Source organism: Actinomadura rugatobispora (assembly GCF_055379765.1).
Map to the genome: position 1 here is coordinate 7,677,860 of NZ_AP029191.1, position 24,617 is coordinate 7,702,476.

General features: G+C 73.2%; 23 protein-coding genes. 17 read left to right on the plus strand and 6 right to left on the minus strand.

The window, feature by feature from the left end; all coding sequences use genetic code 11:
* Positions 1–8 precede the first annotated feature (8 nt).
* Positions 9–782 (minus strand): molybdate ABC transporter substrate-binding protein, encoded by a 774-nt coding sequence (gene modA / locus ACZ466_RS34425; RefSeq protein WP_378290555.1) that lies wholly within the window; start codon positions 780–782, stop codon positions 9–11.
* Between the two features lie 111 nt (positions 783–893).
* Here modA and ACZ466_RS34430 point away from each other — a divergent pair, with 111 nt between their 5' ends.
* A complete protein-coding gene (locus ACZ466_RS34430) occupies positions 894–1,583 on the plus strand; it encodes a uracil-DNA glycosylase (RefSeq protein WP_464041794.1) in 690 nt (229 codons plus the stop codon).
* Positions 1,584–1,625: 42 nt separating this feature from the next.
* On the opposite strand, the gene ACZ466_RS34435 is transcribed toward ACZ466_RS34430, so the two are convergent.
* The 4 genes from ACZ466_RS34435 to ACZ466_RS34450 form a co-directional block, all read right to left on the minus strand.
* Positions 1,626–2,492, minus strand: a complete 867-nt coding sequence (locus tag ACZ466_RS34435; RefSeq protein ID WP_378290557.1) for a 1,4-dihydroxy-2-naphthoate polyprenyltransferase — start codon at positions 2,490–2,492, stop codon at positions 1,626–1,628.
* A 34-nt stretch (positions 2,493–2,526) separates the two neighbouring features.
* A complete protein-coding gene (locus ACZ466_RS34440) occupies positions 2,527–4,302 on the minus strand; it encodes an MFS transporter (RefSeq protein ID WP_378290588.1) in 1,776 nt (591 codons plus the stop codon).
* Between the two features lie 97 nt (positions 4,303–4,399).
* On the minus strand, positions 4,400–4,969 hold the full coding sequence (locus ACZ466_RS34445; protein ID WP_378290559.1) for a GNAT family N-acetyltransferase: 570 nt from the start codon (positions 4,967–4,969) through the stop codon (positions 4,400–4,402).
* Positions 4,970–5,023: 54 nt separating this feature from the next.
* Positions 5,024–5,629, minus strand: coding sequence for a CGNR zinc finger domain-containing protein (locus ACZ466_RS34450; RefSeq protein ID WP_378290561.1), 606 nt, complete (start codon positions 5,627–5,629; stop codon positions 5,024–5,026).
* A gap of 123 nt (positions 5,630–5,752) precedes the next feature.
* Between ACZ466_RS34450 and ACZ466_RS34455 the strand changes: the two genes are divergently transcribed.
* Entirely contained in the window at positions 5,753–6,103 is a 351-nt protein-coding gene (locus tag ACZ466_RS34455) for a VOC family protein (protein WP_378290563.1), read from the plus strand.
* On the opposite strand, the gene ACZ466_RS34460 is transcribed toward ACZ466_RS34455, so the two are convergent.
* Entirely contained in the window at positions 6,093–7,505 is a 1,413-nt protein-coding gene (locus ACZ466_RS34460) for an aminotransferase-like domain-containing protein (protein WP_378290565.1), read from the minus strand. The genes ACZ466_RS34455 and ACZ466_RS34460 overlap by 11 nt on opposite strands.
* 16 nt (positions 7,506–7,521) lie before the next feature.
* Here ACZ466_RS34460 and ACZ466_RS34465 point away from each other — a divergent pair, with 16 nt between their 5' ends.
* The 15 genes from ACZ466_RS34465 (at position 7,522) to ACZ466_RS34535 (ending at position 24,610) form a co-directional block, all read left to right on the plus strand.
* Positions 7,522–8,643, plus strand: a complete 1,122-nt coding sequence (locus ACZ466_RS34465; protein ID WP_378290567.1) for a DMT family transporter — start codon at positions 7,522–7,524, stop codon at positions 8,641–8,643.
* Positions 8,644–8,657: 14 nt separating this feature from the next.
* Positions 8,658–9,683, plus strand: a complete 1,026-nt coding sequence (locus ACZ466_RS34470; protein WP_378290569.1) for a hypothetical protein — start codon at positions 8,658–8,660, stop codon at positions 9,681–9,683.
* A 106-nt stretch (positions 9,684–9,789) separates the two neighbouring features.
* The gene (locus ACZ466_RS34475) at positions 9,790–10,824 is read left to right on the plus strand and encodes a glycoside hydrolase family 18 protein (RefSeq protein ID WP_378290571.1); all 1,035 of its coding nucleotides are present in this window, start codon (positions 9,790–9,792) and stop codon (positions 10,822–10,824) included.
* A gap of 193 nt (positions 10,825–11,017) precedes the next feature.
* Positions 11,018–11,206, plus strand: a complete 189-nt coding sequence (locus ACZ466_RS34480) for a hypothetical protein (protein ID WP_378290573.1) — start codon at positions 11,018–11,020, stop codon at positions 11,204–11,206.
* A gap of 602 nt (positions 11,207–11,808) precedes the next feature.
* Positions 11,809–12,744: a 4-hydroxy-tetrahydrodipicolinate synthase gene (gene dapA, locus ACZ466_RS34485; RefSeq protein WP_378290575.1), complete on the plus strand. Its 936-nt coding sequence runs from the start codon at positions 11,809–11,811 to the stop codon at positions 12,742–12,744.
* The gene (locus ACZ466_RS34490) at positions 12,741–14,426 is read left to right on the plus strand and encodes a ribonuclease J (protein ID WP_378290577.1); all 1,686 of its coding nucleotides are present in this window, start codon (positions 12,741–12,743) and stop codon (positions 14,424–14,426) included. The genes dapA and ACZ466_RS34490 overlap by 4 nt, the downstream gene beginning before the upstream one ends.
* 146 nt (positions 14,427–14,572) lie before the next feature.
* Positions 14,573–17,326 carry an FtsK/SpoIIIE family DNA translocase gene (locus tag ACZ466_RS34495; protein ID WP_464041795.1) on the plus strand — a complete coding sequence of 918 codons (2,754 nt, stop codon included), beginning with the start codon at positions 14,573–14,575 and terminating at the stop codon, positions 17,324–17,326.
* Between the two features lie 253 nt (positions 17,327–17,579).
* Positions 17,580–18,338 carry a helix-turn-helix domain-containing protein gene (locus ACZ466_RS34500; RefSeq protein ID WP_378288527.1) on the plus strand — a complete coding sequence of 253 codons (759 nt, stop codon included), beginning with the start codon at positions 17,580–17,582 and terminating at the stop codon, positions 18,336–18,338.
* Positions 18,339–18,437: 99 nt separating this feature from the next.
* Positions 18,438–19,850 (plus strand): 30S ribosomal protein S12 methylthiotransferase RimO, encoded by a 1,413-nt coding sequence (gene rimO, locus ACZ466_RS34505; RefSeq protein ID WP_378288529.1) that lies wholly within the window; start codon positions 18,438–18,440, stop codon positions 19,848–19,850.
* On the plus strand, positions 19,847–20,464 hold the full coding sequence (gene pgsA, locus ACZ466_RS34510) for a CDP-diacylglycerol--glycerol-3-phosphate 3-phosphatidyltransferase (RefSeq protein ID WP_378288531.1): 618 nt from the start codon (positions 19,847–19,849) through the stop codon (positions 20,462–20,464). Before rimO ends, pgsA begins: the two co-directional genes overlap by 4 nt.
* A gap of 11 nt (positions 20,465–20,475) precedes the next feature.
* Positions 20,476–20,982 carry a DUF1990 family protein gene (locus tag ACZ466_RS34515; RefSeq protein WP_378288533.1) on the plus strand — a complete coding sequence of 169 codons (507 nt, stop codon included), beginning with the start codon at positions 20,476–20,478 and terminating at the stop codon, positions 20,980–20,982.
* A 561-nt stretch (positions 20,983–21,543) separates the two neighbouring features.
* Positions 21,544–22,809, plus strand: coding sequence for a CinA family nicotinamide mononucleotide deamidase-related protein (locus tag ACZ466_RS34520; RefSeq protein WP_378288535.1), 1,266 nt, complete (start codon positions 21,544–21,546; stop codon positions 22,807–22,809).
* 132 nt (positions 22,810–22,941) lie between these two features.
* A complete protein-coding gene (locus ACZ466_RS34525) occupies positions 22,942–23,295 on the plus strand; it encodes a helix-turn-helix domain-containing protein (protein WP_378288537.1) in 354 nt (117 codons plus the stop codon).
* Between the two features lie 183 nt (positions 23,296–23,478).
* Positions 23,479–23,946, plus strand: coding sequence for a Dps family protein (locus ACZ466_RS34530; RefSeq protein WP_378288539.1), 468 nt, complete (start codon positions 23,479–23,481; stop codon positions 23,944–23,946).
* A gap of 151 nt (positions 23,947–24,097) precedes the next feature.
* Positions 24,098–24,610, plus strand: coding sequence for a hypothetical protein (locus ACZ466_RS34535; protein ID WP_378288541.1), 513 nt, complete (start codon positions 24,098–24,100; stop codon positions 24,608–24,610).
* The last annotated feature ends 7 nt before the right edge of the window (positions 24,611–24,617 follow it).

The window sequence follows — 24,617 nt, forward strand, 5'->3', positions numbered from 1 at the left end:
CGGCCCGCTCAGGGCTGGGGGGTGACGAAGCCGTACTTGTTGAAGAGCCTGCGGGCGGCGGGGGTGGTCAGCCAGGCGACGAACGACGCCGCCTCCTTCCCGTGGCCGCTGTCGTCGACCGCCGCCGCCAGGTAGGTGGCGGTGACGTTCTCCAGCGCGGCGATCGGCACGCTGCTCGCGGCCACTCCCGCCGCCCGCAGATCGGTGATGTAGACGAGCCCGGCGTCGGCCTGGCCGGTGCGGACCCGGTCCAGGACGGCGCGCACGCTGATCTCCTCCGAGGAGGGCCGCACGGTGATGCCCGCGCCCGCGAAGATCTGCCGCGCGTACGCCCCGGCCGGGTTGGTCGCCGCCGCGATCGCGACCCGCAGCCCGGGCCTGCCCAGGTCGCGCAGTCCCCGGACGCGGCGCGGGTTGCCCGGGCCGACCGCGATCGTCATCGAGTTGTGCGCGATGATGCGGCGGCGGCCGGTGAGGTGGTCGTCGGCCTTGTTCATGGTCTTCTCGTCCGCCGTCACCAGCACGTCGCCGTTCTTGGGCTCCGAGAGCCGTTGGGCCATCTCCTGGGAGCCGCCGAAGAGGAATCTGACCTGGACGCCGCGGTGCTCCTGCGTGTAGGCGAGCCCGAGTTCCTGCAGCGCCTCCTGCGTGGACGAGGCCGCCAGCACGGTGAGCGTCGCGCCGTCGGAGGCGCCGCGGCAGCCGGCCGCGACCGAGCCGGCGACGAGGAGGGACAGCACGGCGCATGCGGCGGCACGCCGCCGCAGGGGGGAGTCCGGCATATGTCCAGATCTTAGGGTCGGGACGGTTCTGCTCCGGTGATTCGGCGCGAGCGTGTCAGTGGCCGCCGCTAGGGTTCCGGTAGCCGAACTCATCGTCCCCGGAGGCCCCCCGTGTCCCTCGACCTCATGGAACTTCTGCCCGCCGACTGGCGGGAGCGGCTCGATCCGCTCGTCGACCCGCTGGGCGTCGCGGCGCTCGGCTCGTTCGTCGCCCAGGAGTACGAGGAGCAGACGGTCTTCCCGCCGCGGGAGGACCTCTTCAACGCGTTCCGGCACTGCCCCTACGACCGGGCGCGCGTGCTCATTCTCGGCCAGGACCCCTACCACGGGCCGGGCCAGGCGCACGGGTTGAGCTTCAGCGTCCGCGACGGGGTGAAGCCACCGCCCTCGCTGCGCAACATGTACAAGGAGCTGGCGAGCGACCTGGAGGTGCCGGTGGCCAAGACCGGCGACCTCACCTGCTGGGCCGACCAGGGCGTGCTGATGCTGAACGCGGTGCTGACGGTGCGGGCGAGCGAGGCCGGGTCGCACGCGGGCAAGGGCTGGGAGGACTTCACCGACGCCGCCATCCGCGCGCTGAACGACAAGCGCGAGCGGGTGGTGTTCGTGCTCTGGGGGGCCTATGCCCGCAAGAAGGCCAAGCTGATCACCGGCGAGCAGCACGTGGTGCACGAGTCGGCGCACCCGAGCCCGCTGAGCGCCAAGAAGTTCTTCGGCACGCGCCCGTTCAGCGCCGTCAACAAGGCCCTGGCGGACGCCGGCCAGCCCGAGATCGACTGGGCCGTCGTCCCCCGCTCCTGACCGGTCCCCGGTCCCCGCCGGGCCCTCGGCGGGGCGCCGGGGTCAGAGGGCCAGGCCGATGGCCAGCAGGGCGCCGAAGGCGAGCTGGAGGCGGCCGGTGCCGCCGAGCACGGGGATGAGCTCCGGTCCGGTGGCGCCCCTCAGCACCGTCTGCGTCGGGGGCACCGACAGCGGGGCCGACAGCAGGGCCAGCAGCGCCCACGGGTGCGGTGCCGCGACGGCCAGCACGATCGGGTAGGGCAGGGCCGCGCACGCCGCGTACAGGATCCGGGTCCAGCGGTCGCCGAGGACGACGGCCAGGGTGCGCTTGCCGGTGACCTCGTCGGTGGGGATGTCGCGCAGGTTGTTGGCGACCAGCAGCCCGCAGGCCAGCAGCCCGACCGGCACGGCGGCCGCCCACGCCTCCCACGGGATCCCCTCGACCTGCACGTACACCGTGCCGACCACGGCTACCAGGCCGAAGAAGACGAAGACCGACACCTCGCCGAGCGCGCGGTAGCCGTAGGGGGTCTTGCCGCCGGTGTAGAACCAGGCGGCCAGGATCGCCAGCGCGCCGACCAGGAGCAGCCACCAGGTGGTCACGGCGGCCAGGACGAGCCCGGCGACGGCGGCGGCGAGGAAGCAGCCGAGGGCGGCGGCCAGCACCTGCCCCGGCTTGGCGACCTTGGAGCCGACCAGGCGGAGCGGGCCGACGCGTTCCTCGTCGGTGCCCTTGACGCCGTCGCTGTAGTCGTTGGAGTAGTTGACGCCGACCTGCAGCGCCAGGGCGACGAAGGCGGCGAGGAGCGCGCGCCACCACACCGCCCCGCCCTCCCCGATCGCGACGCCCGTGCCGACGATGACGGGGACGAGGGAGGCGGGAAGGGTGCGGGGCCGTGATCCGGCGACCCATTGGGAGAGCGTGGCCACTGGTTACCGTTGGTTCTCGTGGGGCGACAGGGGACTAGCCCGCCAATTGTCCCGGATCAGCGGCCCGGCGCGAATCCAGCCCCGCGCGGGAGGGGGAGACGGGGCGCAGGCGAAGCGAAAGGACCAGGCCCAGGGCCAGGATGGCGGCCGTGGCGAGGGCGGCGCGGCGCGTGGCCTCGGCCAGGCTCGCGTCGGCGGCCGCGGCGATCGCCGCCTCGATCCGCGGGGACGCCCCCGAGGCTCCGCCCGCGGCGGCCGCGCGCTCGGCGGCCTCGTGCAGCTCGCGGGCATGGGTTCCGGCGCTCTCGCGCAGTTCCCGGGTGAGGGCGGCCTGCCGGGCGGCGGGCAGGTCCGTGCCGCGCAGCCGCTCGGCCATCGCGTGGCCGAGCCCGGTGGCGAAGACCGTCCCGATCAGCGCGATGCCCAGCGCGGCGCCGACCTGCCGCGCCGTCGACTGGGTGCCGGACGCCTGCCCGGCCTGCCCGGGCGGGACGTCGGCGAGCGAGACGTTGGTGAGCTGGGCGGAGGTCAGGCCCAGGCCGACGCCGTACAGCAGCATCCACGGGGCCAGGCCGAACCCGGTGGTGGTGGCGGTCAGCGTCAGCGCCAGCGCGGCCACGGCCGCCACCTCCAGCGCGATGCCGAACTGGACGACGCGGTGCGCGCCGTGCCGGTGGGCCAGCCTGCCCGCGCCCCCGCCGGACAGGAACGCCCCCGCGGCCAGCGGCAGCAGCGCCACGCTGATCTGCAGCGGGGCGGTCCCGTGCACGCCGAGCAGGAACAGCGGCAGGACGAACACCAGCCCCAGCTCGCCCACGTTGATCAGGGCGGAGGCGAGGTTGCCGTGCCGGAAGTTGGGGATCCGGAACAGGGCGAGGTCGAGCATGACGGGCCGCCCGGCCGCGGCGCGGGCACGTTCCACGACGACCAGCGCGGCGAGCAGCACGGCGCCGAGCCCGAGCACCACCGGCACCGGCGACAGCCCGTTCGGCGGCCAGGTGAACGGCCCCATCGCGAACGGGCGGGTCGCCGTCCACCAGCCGTAGGTCTGGCCCTCGATCAGGCCGCAGACCACGGCGCCGAGCCCGAGCGCCGACAGCGCCCCGCCGGGCCAGTCGATCTCGCGCACGGTGTTGCGCAGCGCGCGCCGCCGCCCGCTCCCGGTGGCCGCCCGGCCCGCCTCGGCGGGGCGCGGGGAGCGTGTCTCGGGCATGAGGGCGAGCGCGCCGCCGAGCAATGCCAGGCCGAGCGGCAGGTTGACGCCGAACGCCCAGCGCCAGCCGGCCGTGCTCGCCACCGCGCCGCCGAGCAGCGGGCCCAGCGCGGCCATGCCCGCGATCAGCGACCCCCAGATGCCGAACGCGACGGCCCGCTCCCGTCCGGTGAACAGCGCGTTCACCGTGGACAGCGTGGCGGGCAGCATCATCGCGGCGCCCACGCCCTGCAGGGCGCGGGCCCCGATCAGCGCCGACCCGTCCCCCGCCAGCGCCGCCAGGACGCTCGCCCCCGCGAAGATCGCGACCCCGGCGACGAACGCGCGGCGCCGCCCGAACAGGTCGCCGGCCCGCCCGGCCGGGATCAGCAGGGCCGCGAACACCAGCGCGTACACCGAGGTCACCCATTCGGCGTCCGAGGTGGTCAGGCCCAGCCCGGAGACGATCTGGGGCATCAGGACGCCGACGATGGTGGCGTCCACGACGATCAGCGAGACGCCCAGGCTCATCACGGCCAGGCAGAGCCAGCGGCGGCGGTGGGACGCCGGGCCGGTCGCCCTGGATCCGGAGTCGGACGGTGTCGCGGAGGTGGTCATGGGCACGACTTCCAACTTAAGCCCGGTCCTTCGATGCTCCTCACCGACCCCGTGGTTGCGCCCGGAGCGCCCCGGAACGCCCCGGCGCCCTTGACGTTCAGGCGCCCGTTCCGGAGCCCTCCGCGTCGGCGGTGATGTCGGTGTGCAGGCGGATCTGCCGGACCGGCTCGCCCATGTCCAGGTCGCGCGCGGTGCCGTCGGGCGCCCACCCGGCCGAGCCCAGGAACGCCCGCATCACCTCGTCCTTCTCGAACGTCCAGGTGATCAGGGTGGCGAAGCCGTCGTCGCGGAGCAGGTCGACGGTGGCGGCCAGCAGCCGGCTGCCGTGCCCGGCCCGCGCGTGCAGCGGGTCGACCAGCAGGGTGATCAGCTCGGCGGCCGCGGCCGGGTCGTGGTCGGGGTCGTTCTCGGCCGGGCCGGAGGCGGCGAAGCCGACGACCAGGTCGGAGGAGACCGCGACCAGCAGCCGGTGCCGGGGGCCCGGCGGGTCGGTGACCGCCTCCGTCCAGCGCTCGCGCCACACCTCCCGGGCCTCCGTGCCGGTCACCTCGGCGAGCACCCCGGCGGGGAGCAGGTCACGGTACGCCTGCCGCCAGGCGCGCACCTGGATGTCGGCGACGGCGGCGGCGTCCGCCCGGCGGGCGGGCCGTACGCCCACGTCGGCCATGGCTTGCCACGTCCTCTCATCGGTGGTGGTGGTCGGGCCGGTCGCTGGATGCGGTCACCGCGTCGCCGTGCGGTCGCGGCGGCGTGCGCGGTAGGCGCGGGTCTTGGTGCGGTTGCCGCACACCCGCATCGAGCACCAGGATCGGCTGCGGTTCTTGGAGGTGTCGAGGAACGCCCACTGGCAGGTGTCCTCCAGGCAGACCTTGAGGCGGGGCCAGGTGCCGTCGGCGGCCGACTCGGTCACGGCCGCCGCGATCCTCGCCAGGCCCGCGGTCGTGCCGCCGCCCAGGGGGACCAGCGCGGGACGGCCGCCGTCGAGCGTGAGCCGCAGCGGCAGCCGTCCCAGCGACCGTTCGAGGTCCCCGGGCAGGCCGCCCCCGGCGAGCGGGGACGCGGCAGCGCCGAGCGTGTGATGGGCGAGCATCGCGGTGCGCAGGCCCTCGCGGAGGGTGGCGGCCAGGTCGACGTCGGACTGGTCGGCCCGCGCGCCGGCGGGCGCCAGCCCGTGCGCGGCCAGCCAGTCGGCCAGGCGCGCCGGAGCGTCGATCGCGTCGGTGGCGCATTCCACGTCGAGTGTGTTGACGAAGTCGCGCAGGAGCAGGGCGGCCGGGGAACCGGCCCGGACGCCGGTGCGCCCCTGGTCGGGCTGCGCGCTGTCCATCACTCCGCTCCTGCCGTCGGGCGCACTCTACCAGCTACGACACCGGTGTTCCCGGATGGGCGGTTGCGGGACCGGGCGACACCTGCGTACCGTTTTGGACGGTGTCGAAGAGAGGAGCCGAGGATGCGCACGACGGTGACGAACGTCGCGATCGACTGCACGGACCTGGACGTCATGGCCGAGTTCTGGGGCGGGCTGCTCGGCATGAAGGTCACCGGCCGCGACGAGGACTGGATCGACCTCGAACCGCTCGGCGACGGCGGGCCGCTGCTGAGCTTCCAGCTCGTCCCCGAGTCCAAGAGCGGGAAGAACCGCGTCCACCTGGACGTGGCGGTGCCCGACGTCCACGCCGCCGGCGAGCGCGCCCGCGAACTGGGCGCCACCCCGCACGGCGAGCCGATGGGCAACCCCGAGCGCCCGTTCCGGGTGTGGCTCGACCCCCAGGGCAACGAGTTCTGCTTCGTCACCGAGTAGCGCGTTCCCGCGCGCGGACGACCTCGGCCAGGCGGCGCACGCCCTCGTCCAGTTCCGCCTCGTTGGCGGCGGCTCCGTAGCCGATCCGCAGGTACGGGCCGGGCGGTTCGGCCGGGAAGAACGGCCGTCCCGCGCTCACCAGCACGCCGGCGCGCAGGGCCGCGTCCGCCAGCGCGACGTCGTCGGTGCCGTCGCGCAGCCGGACCCACAGGTGCGGGCCCCCGGCGGGCCGGTTGACCTCCAGCTCGGGCAGCTCGCGGGCCAGCGCGGCGCGCGCCGCGTCCCGGCGGGAGCGCAGCGCGGTGCGCACCGCGCGCAGGTGCCGCGGCCAGCCCGGGGAGCTGACCAGCTCCAGCAGCGTCTCCTGCAGCGGCCTGGCCGGGAAGAACCCCTCGACCAGCTGGGTCGCGCGGATGCGCTCGGCGACCGGGCCGCGGGCGATCACCGCGGCCACCCGCAGGCTGGCGGCGGTGCCCTTGGTCGGCGAGGCGATGTGCACGACCCGGCCCTCCCGGTCCGCGCCGACCATCGGGGGCGCCACCGGGTCGATGGCCAGATGGCGGGCGAAGTCGTCCTCGATCACGAACGCGCCCGCGGCACGGGCCGCCTCGATCACCCGCGCCCGCCGCTCGGCGGTCAGTACCGCGCCCGTCGGGTTCTGGAAGGTGGGCTGGACGTACACCGCGCGGGCGCCGGTCATGGCGAACGCCTCCGCCAGCAGGTCGGGCCGCACGCCCTCGCCGTCGGCCGGGACCGGCACCGGGTGCAGCCGGCCGGCCCGCGCGATCGCGAGGACGCCCAGGTAGGTGGGGGACTCGACCAGGAGCGGCGAGCCGGGCGGCAGCAGCGCGCGCAGGACCGTCGTCAGTGACTGCTGCCCGCCGCCGGTGACGAGGACGTCGGCGGGCGCGATCTCGCCGCCGGGCGCGGCCGTCCGGGCGAACCAGGCGCGCAGTTCCGCGACCCCGGCCAGCGGGGGCGGGTCCCAGGCGTCCGGGCGGCGGGCGGCGCGGGCGGCGGCCGTGGCCAGCGCCCGCAGCGGCTGGAGGGTGGGGTGCAGGTAGCCGCCGCTGAGCGTGATCGCGCCCTCGGGCGCGGGCAGGAGCAGCCGGGCGACGCCGTCGGAGTCCACGGCGCGGTCGCCGAGCGCGACCGCCTGCCAGCCCAGGTCGGCGGGCCCGGCGGCGTCGGCGCCGGGCGCGGGTCCGGGACGGCCGGCCGCGAACGCGCCGCTGCCCGGGCGCGTGACCACCAGCCCCTCCGCGGCGAGCAGGCCCAGGGCCCGCGCGACCGTGACCGGGCTGACCTGGTGGCGGCGGGTCAGCGCGCGGCTGGACGGGAGCCGCTGGCCGGGGTGCATCCCGCGCAGCTCGTCCCGCAGCCGCTCGGCCAAAACGGACACACTGCTATCCTGGTGCATGAGCGATAACGATAGCGCTACTGCCTCCGCGTCGATAGCGGAACCGGATGCCCCCGCCCCCGGACGGGCGGCCGGCTTGGGGCTGGCCGGCCTCGGTGTGCTGGTCTTCTCGCTGACCTTGCCCGCCACGGCGTTCGCCCTGGAGGGGCTCGACCCGTACCTGATCGGCATCGGGCGCTCGGCCGCCGCTACCGTCCTGGCCGCGATCGCGCTCCTCGCCGTGCACCTCCGCTCCCGCTCCCGGGCGGCCGCGGGGTCCCGGGGCGCCCGGGACGCCCTGGTCCGGCCGCGCGGCCGGCAGTGGGCGGCGGTGGCGGTCACCGCGTCCGGAGTGGTCTTCGGCTTCCCGGTGCTGACCACGCTGGCGCTCGACCACGGCGCGTCGTCCGCGCACGCCGCCGTGGTGGTCGGCCTGCTGCCCGCCGCGACGGCGGTGCTCGCCGTCCTCCGCGCCGGGGAACGGCCCTCGCTCGCGTTCTGGCTGGCGGGCGCGTCCGGCGCGGTGGTGGTGACCGGGTTCGCGGTGATCCGCGGCGCCGGTCATCTCACCGGCGCCGACCTGCTGCTGTTCGGCGCGATGCTCGCGGCCGCGGTCGGGTACACCGAGGGCGGCCGGCTGACCCGGGAGATGCCGGGCTGGCGGGTCATCTCGTGGACGCTGCTGCTGGCCGCGCCGATCACCATGCCCGTCACGGTCTGGTTGCTCGCCACGACGGGTCCGCAGTGGACCGGCGGCGCGGCGCTCGGCTTCGGCTACGTCGCCCTGCTCTCGGCCTACCTGGGCTTCTTCGCCTGGTACGAGGGTCTGGCGCGGGCCGGGATCGCGCGCGCGAGCCAGGTCCAGCTCGCCCAGCCGCTGCTCACACTGCTGTGGTCGGGGATCCTCCTGGGCGAGCTGATCGACGGCCTCACCGCGCTGGCCGCCGTGGGCGTGCTGGTCTGCGTGGCGCTGACCCAGCGCGCCCGCGTACGGAACGCGCCCCCGCCCGCCCGCCGGGTCCGGGACGGCGGCAGCGGCAGCGGCAGGGACGGCGGCAGGGGCGGCGGAACGGGCCCGACCGGCCTTGCGGAACGTGACACACGGCCACACGATGGGAAGGAAAGCGTCACAACGATGTGAACGCAGGGGGCCGCATGGACGACAAGCTCACCGTCCCCGAGGGCGGGTTCTGGCCCGCCCCGGAGATCCCGCAGCCGAACATCTACCCGATGGAGTGGCGGGTCGAGACCGGCAAGCTCGCCGCCATCTACGAGAAGTCCAAGCGGACCGTGTGGAACCCCGCCGACCTGCCCTGGGACGGGATCCGACCGGAGGACTTCACCCCGGAGCAGCGGCTGGGGATCATGTACTGGTTCGCGGTGCTGGCCAACTTCGACGCCTCCGGGCCCGCGGTGTTCGCCCGCGCCACGATCCACGCGTTCGAGCAGCACGAGGAGGATCCGGTCCGCAAGTGCTTCTTCTCGATCACGCGGGACGAGATGAACCACGAGGAGTGCTGCCAGCGGACCATCGCGAAACTGTGGCCGGGCGGGCCGCTGGACTGGACGCCGGGCACCGAGCTCGAGCACGCCGCCCACAACAACATCGGCTGGCTCTACTACAACGGCGGCCGTTACTGGCAGGGTTACAACACCGCGGTCCGCAAATACTCGCTCGCCGTTCTGTTCACCAGTTTCATGATGGGCGAGATGGCCGCGTCCACGCTGTTCCGCGGCATGGCCTCCGGCACCCGGCACCCGGTCTTCGGGGAGATGTTCCAGCGCATCGGCCGCGACGAGTCGCGCCATCTGCAGATCTGCATGACGATCCTCGACAACGAGTGGCCCGGCCTGAACGAGGAGGTCAAGGGGCAGATCACCAAGCAGTTGCGGGCGGGGTTCGTCTTCCTGTCGATGATCCTGTGGGAGCCGCCCGAGGGATTCTGGGACCTGCCGCCGTATTTCCTCACCAACCACCGCGTGCTGATGAGCCATGCGCGGGACGCGGGCCTGGGCGTCCTCTCGTTCGAGGAGCAGGCGGAGAACTGGAAACTGGCCATCGCCCGTATCCGCGCCATCGTCGAACGCTGGGGCATCGCCTTCCCGGCCATTCCGGAACTGGACATCTCGGGGGTGAAGGTCGACATCATCGACCCCGAGGACATCATTCCGGTGTTTTAAGGCCCGAGCCGGACGCCGCCCCCGGCCCGGCGGTGTCCGGTGCTTCTCCGGGCCCGGTCCGGGCCGGAGAGACCCGCCCCGCCCGGTTTTCCGCGATCATTGTCCGATGGCATGGAAAAGGCGGATCGTTCGGGGCCTGCGGTGGGCGGGCTGGACCGCGGCGTGCGCGCTCGGCCTCGTGGCGCTGCTGCTGGGCGGCGCGTGGGTGTGGTGGCAGCCCGAGCCGGAGGCGCGCGGCACCGTCGCCAACGCGCTCTGGGCGCGGCACCAGTGGGTGGGGGAGGAGCACACCGAGCAGGAGTACCGCGACCTCGGCCGCCTGCTCAGGGAGAACCGCATCACCGACGTGTTCTTCCACGCGGGCCCGTTCGAGGCCGACGGCACCGTGCCGCCCGCCAAGTACCGCAACGCGCGCAGGCTGATCCAGGCCATGCGCGAGCACGCGCCCGGCGTGCGCGCCCAGGCCTACCTCGGGCAGATCAGGAAGCTGGACGGCTACGGCGTCACCGACCTGGACGACCCGGCCGTCCGCGCGAGCGTCCTGCGCACCGACGCGCTCTTCCTCGACCTCGGCTTCGACGGCATCCACTACGACTTCGAGCCCATCTACGCCGACGACACCGCGTTCCTGGAGCTGATGGAGAAGACCAGGGAGCTGACGCGCTCGCGGGGCCGGCTGCTGTCGGTGGCCATCGAGCAGCTCACCCTCGTGGACGGGGCGCAGCCGATCTACCGCGCCCTCATCCCGCAAGGACACGGCCGCTTCCACTACCCGCCGCGTCCCACCGAGGAGTACCTGCGCGCGCTGGCCGACCGGGCCGACCAGGTCGCGATCATGACCTACGACGCGGCGCAGCCGACCGCGTCCCTGGCCGGTCTGGACTACGCCCGGCACACCGAGCGGACGCTGCGGCTGATCGGCGACCGGACGACGGTGTTCATGGGAGTCCCCACCTACCGCCCGCTGATGGACTGGGCGGACAACCTGCCGGTGGCGCTGCGGGGCGTGCGGCGGGGGCTGGACGCGCTTGATCGTCCGCCCGCCCGCCCCTACGGTGTCGGGATTTATGCGGAATGGACGACCATACCCGCTGAATGGGCGCTTTACCGGGCTAACTGGCTGCCGCGCGGGTCAGCATGAATTGGCGTTGACGGTACCCGCCCCGTCACGTTCCCGTCCTTGCGTTTGTGCAGGTCAAAAGGTTAGTTGACGGAGCCTTCCGCGGGGGTAGGCAAGCAGCGGCGGAACCGGCGGATCGGGCGTGCACGTCGAGAGCGGGCACGACCGGCGGAACCGGACAGGACGATCGCACGAGAGTGGGGGAGTGACGCCGATGGGCATCCAGCGGACCGCGTGGCATGAGTCGGACCAGCTGACCGAGCTTTCGGCCGAATTCACCGGATGGCGGATCGGCCGCGGCGGCTCCGGCCATTGGTGGGCGGTGCGCGGCGACGAACTCGTCCGCACCCCCGACGTGGACGAGTTGCGCGCGCGTCTGTACGAACTCGGCGAGAACCGGTGACCCTGCCGCCGCCGACGGGCGGCGAGCGCCGGTAGGCGCCGCGGACCCCGTGGACGCGCGCCCGGGACCAGGGGCGGGGCGGGCGGCCCGCCTCCCCGGTCCTAACGGAAGGTGTTTCCGCGAGCCGGTTGCGGAACGACCGTCCGTGGAGCAGGACCGCTGCGGGCACGTTATCCAACCGATTCCGGGAAGTAGCCGGACTGACCCCGTAACGCGGCATTTGCGTGCCACGATGTGGAGAACAGAAGCCGCCCGCCACGCGTACCCCCGAGCGTGTGGCGGGCGGCTTCTGCCTTCCCGGCCCAGGAGGCCCCGGCGCCCGCCCCGGCCTCGTCGCCGGCAGGCCCCACGCGCGCCCCGCTCCCAGCCTCGCTCCCGGTCCCACTTCCGGCCCCGCAGCCGGCCGTCGGCGCGTCCGGGCGGAGTCGTCCAATGCGACCGGCAGACCGCCCCAAATCCCGCCCGATCACCCGGCCCGCCCGCGTCCCCCGCATCACTCGAGACTCCGCTGGTCGGCGGGGCGAGTCACGGCTCCGCGACATTGCTCCTTTGTGGGGACCTGTGGGTCCAAGGCGGCCGCCCGGAACGGTACCGTTCGATGCATGGCACCCAGCACAACAAGCGGCGCTCCCTTCGGGAGGATGCTGACCGCGATGGTCACGCCGTTCCGGCCCGACGGCGGGGTCGACTACGACGGAGCCGCGCGCCTGGCGACCTACCTGGTCGACGAGCAGCGCAACGACGGCATCGTCGTCAACGGGACGACGGGAGAGTCGCCGACGACGAGCGACGCCGAGAAGGACCGCCTGCTCCGCACCGTGATCGACGCGGTCGGCGACCGCGCCGTCGTGGTCGCCGGGGTCGGCACCAACGACACCGCGCACAGCCGCGCCCTGGCCCGGGCGGCCGAGGAGGCCGGCGCGGACGGCACGCTGATCGTCACGCCGTACTACAACAAGCCCCCGCAGGAGGGGCTGCTGCACCACTTCACCGAGGTCGCGGACGCGGCCGCGCTGCCGGCGATGCTCTACGACATCCCGGGCCGCTCGGGGGTGCCGATCCTCACCGAGACGCTGCTGAAGCTGGGCGAGCATCCGCGGATCGTCGCGGTCAAGGACGCCAAGGGCGACCTGTTCGCCGGCTCCCTGGTGATGGCGGGCACCGACCTGGCCTACTACTCCGGCGACGACGCGCTCAACCTGCCCTGGCTGTCGGTGGGCGGCTGCGGGTTCGTCAGCGTGGTCGGCCATGTCGTGGGGGCCGATCTCCATGAGATGATCGACGCGTATCTCGCCGGCGACCGGGAGAACGCGCAGCAGATCCACCGCCGCCTGCTGCCCGTGGTCACGGCGATCATGACCCGTACGCAGGGCGCCATCGCCGTGAAGGCCGCGCTGAACCTGCTGGGGCTGCCGGGCGGCACGGTCCGCGCGCCGCTCGTCGACGCCTCGCTGGAGTTCGCGGCGCGCCTGCGCGAAGACCTCACGATTGGGGGAGTCAAAGTGCCGGAGGTCACCATTCCGGAGGTTGCCCGGTGAGTCACCCTCACCCGGAGCTGACCGCACCGCCCGCACTGCCCGGCAACGGCCTGCGCATCGTCGCGCTCGGCGGCCTGGGCGAGATCGGCCGCAACATGGCCGTGTTCGAGTACGGCGGGCGGCTGCTGATCATCGACTGCGGGGTGCTGTTCCCCGAGACCGAGCAGCCCGGGATCGATCTGATCCTGCCCGACTTCGACTATGTCAGGGACCGGCTCGACGACGTCGAGGCGGTCGTCCTGACGCACGGCCACGAGGACCACATCGGCGCCGTCCCCTACCTGCTGCGCGAGCGCCCCGGGATCCCGCTCGCCGGCTCCAGGCTGACCCTGGCGCTGCTGGAGGCCAAGCTCACCGAGCACCGGATCAAGCCCACCACCGTGGAGGTGAAGGAGGGCGACCGGCGCTCGTTCGGCCCGTTCGACTGCGAGTTCCTGGCGGTCAACCACTCCATCCCCGACGCGCTGGCGCTGGCCGTCCGCACCCCGGCCGGACTGGTCCTGCACACCGGCGACTTCAAGATGGACCAGCTGCCGCTGGACGGCCGCCTGACCGACCTGGGCGGATTCGCCCGGCTCGGCGCCGAGGGCATCGACCTGCTGATGTCGGACTCCACCAACGCCGAGGTGGCCGGGTTCGTCACCAGCGAGCGCAACATCGGCCCGGTGGTCGACGACGTGTTCCGCACCGCGCAGGAGCGGATCATCGTGGCCTGCTTCGCCTCGCACATCCACCGGGTGCAGCAGGTGCTGGACGCCGCGGTCGCCAGCGGCCGCAAGGTCTGCTTCGTCGGCCGCTCGATGGTGCGCAACATGGGCGTGGCCCGCGAGCTGGGCTACCTGGACGTGCCCGAGGAGATCATGGTCGAGCCCCGGCAGCTCGACGACGTGCCGCCCGACCGGCTGGTGCTGGTCTGCACGGGCTCGCAGGGCGAGCCGATGTCGGCGCTGTCGCGGATGGCCAACCGCGACCACCAGATCCGCATCACCCGGCGCGACACCGTCATGCTGGCGTCCTCGCTGATCCCCGGGAACGAGACCGCCGTCAACCGGGTCATCAACGGGCTCACCCGGTGGGGGGCGCGGGTCGTCCACAAGGGCAACGCGCTGGTGCACGTGTCCGGGCACGCGTCCGCGGGCGAGCTGCTGTACGTGCTCAACATGACCAGGCCGGGCAACTTCATGCCGATCCACGGCGAGTGGCGGCACCTGCGGGCGCACGCCAAGCTGGCCGCGCTCACCGGCGTCCCGGAGGAGAACATCGTCATCGCCGAGGACGGCGTCGTGGTCGACCTGGTCGACGGCCAGGCCTCCATCGTCGGCGCGGTCCCCGCCGGGTACGTCTACGTCGACGGGCTGTCGGTCGGCGAGGTCACCGAGACCTCCCTCAAGGACCGCCGGATCCTGGGCGAGGAGGGGTTCGTCTCCATCGTCGTCGGCGTCGACTCCACCTCGGGCAAGGTCGTGGCGGGCCCGGAGATCCACGCCCGCGGGGCCGGCATCGTCAACGAGGACTTCGAGGAGGTCATCGGGCGGCTCGAGGCGGTGCTGCAGGACGCCGGCGCCGACGGCGTCAACGACCTGCACCAGATGAACCAGCTGGTCCGCCGCACGGTCGGCAAGTGGGTCAACGACAACTACCGCCGCCGTCCGATGATCATCCCGGTGGTCGTCGAGATCTAGCCCGCCCGGATCCGCCGGGACCCCGCCCGGACCCGCCCGGAGTCCGGCCGCCGGCCCGGCGGCCGGGCCGGGTCCGGTTCCGGAGCAACACGCCCGCCCGGCCGGATTGACCGGAACCAGCCGGCTCCTTGGTTACCCTCATCACCATGGCCACACGTGCGTCCGGGGGAGCCAAGGCGTCCTCGCGTACCCGGGCCGGCGCCGGTGGTGCCCGCAAAGGCGCGGGCACGGCCCCCCGCAAGCGTCCCAGCGGCGGCGCGAAGGGCGGCGGTGGCCGCGGCTCCGGCAAGGGGCGTCCCCCGCAGAGACCGGATCCGATCCGCCAGCTGTTCTTCGGGTTCTTCAAGCTGCTGTTCCAGCTGTACCACCTGGCCGCGGTGACGGTCGGCTCGATCTTCCGCGCGTACCGGCGCGGCGCCCAGGGGCTGGACGCCGAGCACCAGCGCGACGGGTTGGGCCTGGCGCTGCTGGGCGGCGCGATCGTGCTGGCCTCGGTGACCTGGTGGCGGCCGTCCGGCGTGGTCACGATCGCGCTCGAGCAGGTGGTGCGGGGCGGCATCGGGATGCTGGCGATGGCGCTGCCGGTGCTGCTGGCCGTGCTGGCCTGGCGGACGCTGCGGCACCCCGAGCACAACGACGACACCGGGCGCGTCGTCATCGGGATGACCGCGCTCATCGTGGGCGTGCTGGGCATCGTGCACATCGCCGCCGGGGTCCCGGCGCCGGCCCGCGGCATGGACGAGGTGCGCCGCGCGGGCGGCGTGGTCGGCTGGCTGTCGTCGGCGCCGCTGGAGGCGGCGCTGAGCGGCTGGGTGGCGGTGCCGCTGCTGATCCTGCTGTCGGGCTTCGGGCTGCTGGTGGTCACCGCCACCCCGATCGCCCGGGTCCCGGAACGGCTCAACGAGCTGTGGTCCGTGGCGACCCTGCAGGGCCGCCCGGGGCGTCCCTCGCGGCCGCTGGACCGGGGCCGGGACGCCGACGACGGCGAGGACGGCCGCGCCGACGACCGCGAGACGGCGGAGGCGTCCAAGCCCAAGCGCCGCCGCAAGCCGAAGCCGGAACGGGCCGCGCGGGGCGGCGAGGGGGAGGCCGGCGACCCCGCGGTGGAGGTCGGCGAGCACTCCAAGCCGTACGACACCCCCGTGCTGGACGACGCGCCCACCAAGGGCAAGGGCGCCCGCGACCTGGCCGACGAGCTGTTCGAGCCGGACCCGTTCGGCTCCGACGCGCCGCCGCCGCCCGAGCCGGACGCGGCTCCCGAGCCCGAGACGGTCGCCGATCCGCCCGCGCCGTCGCGCGCGCGCCGCACGCCCGACCCGACGCCCGCGCCGCGCCGCGTGGAGCAGCTGCCGCTGTCGTCGTCCGGCGAGATCTACGAGCTGCCCGAGCCCGCGCTGCTGCGTCCGGGCAGCGTGGCCAAGCCGCGGACCAAGGCCAATGACACGGTGGTGAACGCGCTCACCGGGGTGCTGGAGCAGTTCGACATCGACGCGCAGGTCACGGGGTTCACCCGGGGGCCGACGATCACGCGGTACGAGATCGAGCTGGGTCCGGCGGTGAAGGTGGAGAAGGTCACCGCGCTGACCAAGAACATCGCTTACGCGGTCAAGAGCGCCGATGTGCGGATCATCTCCCCGATCCCGGGGAAGTCGGCGATCGGGGTGGAGATTCCCAACGTCGACAAGGACATCGTCAGCCTGGGGGATGTGCTGCGTTCGCCGGCGGCGACCAATGAGCACCATCCGATGGTCGTGGGGCTGGGCAAGGACGTCGAGGGCCGCACGGTGGTGGCGAATCTGGCCAAGATGCCGCACATCCTGATCGCGGGTGCGACCGGGGCGGGCAAGTCGACGTGCATCAACGGGCTGATCACCTCGATCCTGATGCGGGCGACGCCGGACGAGGTGCGGATGATCCTGGTCGATCCCAAGCGGGTCGAGCTGACGATGTACCAGGGGATTCCGCATCTGATCACGCCGATCATCACCAGTCCCAAGAAGGCGGCCGAGGCGCTGGACTGGGTGGTGGGTGAGATGGACCGGCGCTATGACGATCTGGCGGCGTCGGGGTTCCGGCACATCGACGATTTCAACAAGGCGGTGCGCGCGAACAAGCTGAAGGCGCCGCCCGGCAGTGAGCGGGTGTACCAGCCCTATCCGTACATGCTGGTGATCGTGGACGAGCTGGCCGACCTGATGATGGTGGCGCCGCGCGACGTGGAGGACTCGGTGGTGCGGATCACCCAGCTGGCGCGCGCGGCGGGGATCCATCTGGTGCTGGCCACGCAGCGGCCGAGCGTGGACGTGGTGACCGGGCTGATCAAGGCGAACGTGCCGTCCCGGCTGGCGTTCGCGACCTCCTCGCTGTCCGACAGCCGGGTCATCCTCGACCAGCCGGGCGCCGAGAAGCTGGTCGGGCAGGGCGACGCTCTGTTCCTGCCGATGGGCGCGAGCAAGCCGATGCGGCTCCAGAACGCCTACGTGGCGGAGAAGGAGATCCACAGCGTCGTCGACCACTGCAAGACGCAGATGGAGGCGGTGTACCGGGAGGACGTCACCGAGACCGCCGGCCCGAAGAAGGAGATCGACGAGGAGATCGGCGACGACATGGACCTGCTGGTGCAGGCGATCGAGCTGGTCGTCAGCACCCAGTTCGGGTCGACGTCGATGCTGCAGCGCAAGCTGCGGGTCGGGTTCGCCAAGGCGGGCCGGTTGATGGACCTGATGGAGAGCCGCGACATCGTCGGGCCGAGCGAGGGGTCCAAGGCGCGGGACGTGCTCGCCAAGCCCGACGATCTGCCCGGCGTCCTGGCCGAGCTCCGCGGCGGAGGCGGCGGTGGTGGCGCGAGTGCCGGCGCGGCCGGATCGGGCGGCGCCGGCGGCGGAGACGCGGGAGGATGATCACCGGCCGGGGGTTCACCGCTTTTTTCCGGACCCTTTCCCGGTCAGACCGTTTCCCGGCGTGCCATCCGGGAGATCTTCATGGCGTGTCGCGATGATCTCGGAACGGCCAGCGAACCGCCCTGGCGGAATGATGCGAAATCTTGCCCTGTTTCGAACGTGTTGCCGCTCGCTGAGTGGGCATTGCGGTTCCTAGACTGGTGTCGCTGGAGTGTGGGGTTTCGGTCATGGTGCGCTCTAAGGGAGGCCCGGCGTGACAATCGGTGAGACCTTGGCGAAGGAGCGCAAGCGGGCCGGTCTCACCCTGACCCAGGTGAGCATGCAGACCCGGATCCGAGAATCGGTGGTCCGGGCGATGGAACAGGACGACTTCAGCACCTGCGGCGGGAACTTCTACGCCCGCGGCCACATCCGTTCGGTCTCCCGCGTCATCGGCATCGACCCCGAGCCGCTGGTCCGCGAATACGACGACTCGCACGGCGGCGCCCCGATGCCCCTTTCCGCGGTGGCCGCGTTCGAGCCCGAGCAGGCGGTGGTGTTCAAGGAGCGCCGCTCGCCGAACTGGAGCGCCGCGATGGCGCTCGCCCTGGCCCTGGTCGTCATCTACGGGATCGTCCACGTGGTCGGCACCGGCGGCGGCCGCGAGCAGCGCACCGCCCGCCAGGTCGCCGGGACGCCCGCCCCGGGCGCCACGTCCACGACGCCGGCCCCGGCGCCGCCCAGGGCCAAGGACCCGGTCGCGGTCGCGCCCCGCAAGGACGTCACCCTCCAGGTCAGAGGGGTGCGCACCACCTGGGTCAACGTGCGGGGCGACAAGGGCCAGCAGCTCTACAGCGGGATGATCCGTCCCGGCCAGACCCGGCGGTGGACCGACCCCAAGAAGATCAGCGTCCTGATCGGCAACGGCGGCGGGCTGCGCCTCACCGTCAACGGCGAGGACCTGGGCACCCCCGGCGAGGGCGGCGGCGTCTACCGGATGAGCTTCACCCCGGACGACCCCGACTCCGCCTGACCCCGGCTCCGCCCGACGTCCGCCGGCGTCCGCACGACGTCCGCGCTGGGTTGAGGGTCTTGGTCGGCGTAGGGCCCGGCGACCATTACCGTTAGGTGCATGTCCACTCGCCGTACGGTCTCCCTCGTCACGCTCGGATGCGCCCGCAACGAGGTCGACTCCGAAGAGCTCGCCGCCCGGATGGAGGAGGCGGGCTGGGGCCTGGCCGACTCCGCCGACGCCGCCGACGTGGTCGTGGTGAACACCTGCGGGTTCATCGACGCGGCCAAGAAGGACTCCATCGACACGCTGCTGGCCGCGCACGACTCCGGTGCCAAGGTGGTCGCGGCCGGCTGCCTGGCCGAGCGGTACGGCGCCGAGCTCGCCGCCGAGCTGCCCGAGGCCGACGCCGTGCTGAGCTTCGACGACTACGCGGGCATCGGCGAGCGGCTGGACGAGGTGATGGCGGGCGTCCGGCGCGACGCGCACACGCCGCGCGACCGCCGCACGCTGCTGCCGATCAGCCCGGTGGAGCGGTCGGCGGCGCAGGAGCGGGAGCGGGTGGCCGTTCCGGGGCACGGCGACCTGCCGGACGGCGTCGCCCCGGCGTCCGGCCCGCGGGTGCTGCGGCGGCGGCTGGGCGGCGGCCCGGTCGCCCCCCTGAAGCTGGCCTCCGGCTGCGACCGGCGCTGCACGTTCTGCGCCATCCCGGCCTTCCGCGGCGCGTACGTGTCGCGCCCGCCGGCGGAGGTGCTGGAGGAGGCGCGCTGGCTGGCCGGGCACGACGTCCGGGAGCTGGTGCTGGTCAGCGAGAACTCCACCTCCTACGGCAAGGACCTCGGCGATCTGCGCGCGCTCGAGGGGCTGCTGCCGGAGCTGGCCGCGGTCGAGGGGATCGAGCGGGTGCGGGCCAGCTATCTGCAGCCCGCCGAGCTGCGCCCCGGACTGATCGAGGTGCTGTGCGGCACGCCGGGCGTCGCGCCCTACTTCGACCTGTCGTTCCAGCACGCCAGCGGCCCGGTGCTGCGCTCGATGCGGCGCTTCGGCGACCGCGAGCGGTTCCTGGAGCTGCTGGACCGGATCCGCGCGCTGGCGCCGGAGGCGGGCGTGCGGTCCAACTTCATCGTCGGGTTCCCGGGTGAGTCGGAGGACGACCTGGAGGAGCTGATGGCCTTCCTGACCGACGCCCGGCTGGACGCGATCGGCGTGTTCGGCTACTCCGACGAGGACGGCACCGAGGCCGCCGGGTTCGACGGCAAGCTCGACCCCGGCGAGGTCTCCGCGCGGGTCGAGGAGGTCACCGCGCTGGCCGAGGAGCTGACCGCGCAGCGCGCCGAAGACCGGATCGGCTCGGAGATCCGCGTGCTGCTGGAGGAGAAGGCGGACGGCGGCGTCGAGGGCCGGGCCGCGCACCAGGCGCCGGAGGTCGACGGCACCGTCCTGGTCCACGGCGACGGCCTGCCGCTGGGGGAGATCGTCACGGCCCGGGTCGTGGGCAGCGACGGCGTGGACCTCGTGGCGGAGATGCCGTGACCGCCGGCGCCGCGGGCACCGCGGACTCGACCCCGCCGCAGGCCGGGGTGTGGAACATCGCCAACGTGCTGACGCTGACGCGGATCGCGCTGGTGCCGGTGTTCGTCTGGCTGCTGTTCCTGGACGGCGGCGGCTGGCGGCTGGCGGCGTTCGCGGTGTTCGCGGTCGCCTCGATCACCGACAAGATCGATGGGGACCTGGCGCGCAGGCGCAACATCGTCACCGACTTCGGCAAGATCGCCGACCCGATCGCCGACAAGGCGCTGACCGGTGCCGCGCTGATCAGCCTGTCCGTGCTGGGCGAGCTGTGGTGGTGGGTGACCGGCGTGATCCTGGTCCGGGAGATCGGCATCACGGTGCTGCGGTTCGTGGTGATCCGGTACGGGGTGATCCCGGCCAGCAAGGGCGGCAAGCTCAAGACGATGCTGCAGGTCATCGCGATCGGCCTGTTCATCCTGCCCGCCCCGTTCGAGCTCGACCCGGTGCGGTGGGCGGCGATGGCGGCGGCGCTGGCGGTCACGGTGGTCACCGGGCTGGACTACGTCGTCCAGGCGTGGCGGCTGCGGCACCAGGGCCGTTCGCGTGCCGGCGGCGGCGCCGGGGCCGGAGCCTAGGCCGGGCCGCCGTGCGCGACTTCACCTACGCCGAGGTCGGCGCCACCCGCAACGCCGACTTCCCGCCCGGCTACCGCCGGCTCCGGGTGCGGGTCGAGCTGGGCTCGGGGCCGGAGGTCATGCGCGACGCCGCGGACGCGCTGATGGAGTTCTGGATGCACCGGGCCCTGCCCGCCCGGGTGGTGGCGTCCGCGCCGCGGGCGGCGGCCGGTGTGGCGGTCGAGGTGGCCTTGGGCGTCGGGCCGCTGAGGCTGTCGGCGCCCTGCCGCGTGGTGTGGGCCGAGGACGGCGAGCGCCGCGCCGGGTGGGCGTACGGGACGCTGCCGGGCCATCCCGCCTCGGGTGAGGAGGCGTTCGTGGTGCACATGGACGACGCGGGCGACGTGTGGTTCACCGTCACCGCGTTCAGCCGTCCCGCGAGCCGTGTGATGCGCCTGGCGGGCCCGCTGGCGCCGGTGTTCCAGCGGGCCTACGCCCGCCGCTGCGCCGCCGTGCTGCGACGCCTCGCACGCTCCTGAGCGCCGTGCGGCCGGGCCGAGTCCTTCGGCCGCCCAGCCGGTTGAGGCCGGCCGGGAGGCGGCCACGATTTTCGGCGCTCCCCTTTGAACGATGATGATTCGAGAACCGGGCGGACGGGGCGAGACCGCCTTTATCCCTGGGATGAAGAAGTCGCTGAAAATTGCATCAGCGTGTTCTGACCGGTATCTTGACCGGCCGATTTCACGCCCCGGTTCGCGCCGCCGTCGCGGAGCGACATTCCACGTCCGAGCAGCAGGAAGACCTCGAGTTGGCGGGTGGTGAGGCGGTCAACGCGGCCGAGCGATCCGGTCCATCGGAGTGCGGTTTCTTCGTGAGCCACTATGCGGGAACCCTCGGTGTTCAGTGGTGGATGAAAGCGCGTTACCGGTTCTCAATGTCTCGCTCCGGCCTGATTCGGACAGCGGCGGGGGTCAACCGCACCCGCCCTCGCCGCGTGCGACCGCGCCCCGGACCGTCCCGCCCACCGCCGGGCATATCGGCGCGGCCCCTGTGCCGTACATTCGGACCGGCGGTCACGGGAGCAGGCGGAGAGGGGCGCGATGCGCGTCGAGCTGGTCACCATCGGGGACGAACTGCTGCTGGGCGACACGGTCAACGGGAACGCGGCCTGGATGGGGCGGCGGCTCGCCGAGCACGGGCTGGAGGTCACCCGCAGCGTCGTGGTGGGGGACGAGCTCGATGTCATCGTCGAGGCGGTGGAGGAGGCGCTGTCCCGCGCCGACGCCGTCATCGCCACCGGCGGTCTCGGCCCCACCTACGACGACCTGACCCGGGACGCGCTCGCCAAGGCGGCAGGGGTCGCGCTGGTCCGGGACGCGGCGCTGGAGCGGCGGCTGCGGGAACGGGTCGCCGCCGCCGGCCGCGAACTGCAGCCGATGGCGCTGCGCATGGCCGACGTCCCCGAGGGCGCCGGGATCCTCGTCAACTCGGCGGGCAGCGCCGCCGGGCTGCGGGTCCGGCTCGGGGGCGGCGTGGTGTACGCGCTGCCGGGCGTCCCGTTCGAGATGCGGACCATGATCGACGAGGTGGTGCTGCCCGAGCTGGCCGGCGAGCACCGGGTCGCGCGGCGCACGCTCCGCACCGCGGGCGTCTGGGAGTCGGTGCTGGCGACCTCGCTCGCCCCGGTGGAGGCGATGGCCGGCATCAGGCTGGCCTACCTGCCCGACCCCGCCGAGGTGAAGATCCGCATCAGCGCCACCGGCGCGGACGCCCCCGGCCTCCTGGACGAGGCGGAGGCGAGCGTCCGCGAACTGCTCGGCGACGTGGTGTACGGCGCCGGCGAGCAGACCCTCGACCGCGTCGTGCACGGGCTGCTGGCGGAACGGTCCGCGACCGTCGCCACCGCCGAGTCGCTGACCGGTGGCCTCATCGGCGCCGAGCTGACCCGGATGCCCGGATCGTCGGCCACCTACGCCGGGGGAATGGTCACCTACTCCACGGCGTTGAAGAACGAACTGCTCGGTGTCCCGGCCGACCTGCTGGAGGCGCACGGAGCGGTCCACCCGGACGTGGCGGCGGCGATGGCCGCCGGGGTCCGGGAACGGCTCGGAGCGACCTATGGGGTCGCTGTGACGGGTGTGGCGGGACCGGAACCACAAGACGGTCAAGCCGTGGGCACGATTTTCGTCGGAGTCGCCTCACCGGGCGGCGAACCCAGAGTGATCAGGCCGTCGCTCCCCGTTCCGGGGGCGGGTCCGGAGATCCGCGAGGTGCTCCGCAGGATGACCGTCGTTCATGCTCTTGAGCAGCTACGACGCGTGATTCTGGGGCTCGGCGCGGGTCCCGCGGAGGCGTCCGGAGCGTGACGTTCGGGAAGAGTTCGGCTGATTACATGGTTACGTTTCCAGCGAACACGAAATCCACGGTCTGCCACGCTCACCTCTGAGCCGGGTACGGTGGAACCCAAGATGGTCCGAACTGAGGGAGGGAGCGAGACGATGGTCCTGCTTCGCCAGCTGCTCGGTGATGTACTGCGGCAGCTGCGGCTGCGCCAGGGACGCACCCTCCGTGAGGTGTCGGCGGCGGCACGGGTCTCCCTCGGCTATCTCTCCGAGGTGGAGCGTGGGCAGAAGGAGGCTTCCTCCGAGCTGCTGTCCTCGATCTGCAAGGCCCTGGGAGTGCCCCTGTCGCACGTGCTGCGCGAGGTGGCCGACCAGCTCGCCCTGGCCGAACTGCAGCACGCGCCGGTCATGGCCGGTGCGCCCGAGCACGAGCACATCTCAACCGAGAGCATTCCGGCCACGCCGGAGGGGATCGCGGACGAGTTCCGCGCGGACATGGTCGCCGCCTGATCCGCGTCCGGGGCGGGCCTTCGGGCCGCCGGTGCGTACGAGCATGTCCTCGTTCGCCCGGGTACCGGGTGCATGCGGGTGCCTGCCCGGTGTGTGCCTGCTCACGGGTGAACGCGGCATGACCGGGGATTCTTCTGTGTTGTAACGAACCAGAGCGCAACGACGCGGAAGGAGCCAGGACCAATGGTGGCGGTGAAGAGCCCCCTCGACGACGCGGCCCGGAAGACGACGGGCGAGGCGCTGCAGGGCGCGCTGGTCGACCTGATCGACCTCGCGCTGTACGCCAAGCAGGCGCACTGGAACCTGACCGGTCGCAACTTCAAGGTCGTGCACGAGCACCTGGACGAGGTCGTCGACCTCGCCCGCCAGTACCAGGACGAGGTCGCCGAGCGCGCGGTGGCGATCGGGGTGAACCCCGACGGGCGCGCCCGCACGGTCGCCGACCGCACGCAGGTCCCGCAGTTGGAGGCCGGTCACCTGGCCGACGACAAGGTCGTGGCCGCGGTGACCGACGTGCTGGCGCAGCTGATCGCGCGGTTCCGGGAGCGGGTGGCGGCGACCGACGAGCCCGACCCGGTGACCCAGGACCTGCTGATCGAGATCACGGCGGCGCTGGAGAAGCAGCACTGGATGTTCCAGGCCCAGGTCTGACCGGTCCCGGAAGACAGATCGACGCGAAGACGGATCGACGCGACGACGGACTGAAACCCTTCGACGAGCCCCCGGCCGCAACCGGCCGGGGGCTCGTCGTCTTCCTGCCCGGATCCGGCCGCAACCGGCGGGGGCGCCGCCGCGTCCAACCGTGATGGGCTCCTATGCGAAGGCGGCGGCGCTGGCGTGCGGCCTGGTCGTCCTCACCGCGTGCGGCGGCGGCGCGTCCGACGCCGGCCGGCCGTGCACGATGATCGCGGCAAGGCAGGGCGTCGGGCTGGAGATCCCCGCCCCGTACGCCGCGAAGGTCGCCGAGGCGACCATGAGGATCTGCTGGAACGGCACCTGCCACCAGCCGGAGATCCACCTGAGCGGCACCAGCAGGTCCGTGCCGCAGGGCTGCACCGGCGACGGGCCCGACGCCGTCTGCGGCGCGTCCGCCTCGCCCGACGGCGGCAAGCAGGGTTTCGCCGCCGTCACGGGCCTGCCCACCGCCCCGGTCCAGGTCACCGTCACGCTGCGGGACGTCCAGGGCGAGCGGCTGCTCCACCAGAAGGTCGACGTGACGCCGCACGTCACCTACCCGAACGGCAGGCACTGCGGTAAAGGCGACCCCCAGGCCGGTCTCGTCGTCCAGGACGGCAAGGTCACCGTTCGCCGCTGACCGTGGG

Bases quoted from the DNA above. Each gene is read 5' to 3' on its own strand.
- modA (WP_378290555.1), bottom strand. From the start codon at position 782: ATGCCGGACTCCCCCCTGCGGCGGCGTGCCGCCGCATGCGCCGTGCTG.
- ACZ466_RS34440 (WP_378290588.1), bottom strand. From the start codon at position 4,302: ATGACCACCTCCGCGACACCGTCCGACTCCGGATCCAGGGCGACCGGC.
- ACZ466_RS34445 (WP_378290559.1), bottom strand. From the start codon at position 4,969: ATGGCCGACGTGGGCGTACGGCCCGCCCGCCGGGCGGACGCCGCCGCC.
- ACZ466_RS34450 (WP_378290561.1), bottom strand. From the start codon at position 5,629: ATGGACAGCGCGCAGCCCGACCAGGGGCGCACCGGCGTCCGGGCCGGT.
- ACZ466_RS34455 (WP_378290563.1), top strand. From the start codon at position 5,753: ATGCGCACGACGGTGACGAACGTCGCGATCGACTGCACGGACCTGGAC.
- ACZ466_RS34465 (WP_378290567.1), top strand. From the start codon at position 7,522: ATGAGCGATAACGATAGCGCTACTGCCTCCGCGTCGATAGCGGAACCG.
- ACZ466_RS34470 (WP_378290569.1), top strand. From the start codon at position 8,658: ATGGACGACAAGCTCACCGTCCCCGAGGGCGGGTTCTGGCCCGCCCCG.
- ACZ466_RS34475 (WP_378290571.1), top strand. From the start codon at position 9,790: ATGGCATGGAAAAGGCGGATCGTTCGGGGCCTGCGGTGGGCGGGCTGG.
- ACZ466_RS34480 (WP_378290573.1), top strand. From the start codon at position 11,018: ATGGGCATCCAGCGGACCGCGTGGCATGAGTCGGACCAGCTGACCGAG.
- dapA (WP_378290575.1), top strand. From the start codon at position 11,809: ATGGCACCCAGCACAACAAGCGGCGCTCCCTTCGGGAGGATGCTGACC.
- ACZ466_RS34495 (WP_464041795.1), top strand. From the start codon at position 14,573: ATGGCCACACGTGCGTCCGGGGGAGCCAAGGCGTCCTCGCGTACCCGG.
- rimO (WP_378288529.1), top strand. From the start codon at position 18,438: ATGTCCACTCGCCGTACGGTCTCCCTCGTCACGCTCGGATGCGCCCGC.
- ACZ466_RS34520 (WP_378288535.1), top strand. From the start codon at position 21,544: ATGCGCGTCGAGCTGGTCACCATCGGGGACGAACTGCTGCTGGGCGAC.
- ACZ466_RS34525 (WP_378288537.1), top strand. From the start codon at position 22,942: ATGGTCCTGCTTCGCCAGCTGCTCGGTGATGTACTGCGGCAGCTGCGG.
- ACZ466_RS34530 (WP_378288539.1), top strand. From the start codon at position 23,479: ATGGTGGCGGTGAAGAGCCCCCTCGACGACGCGGCCCGGAAGACGACG.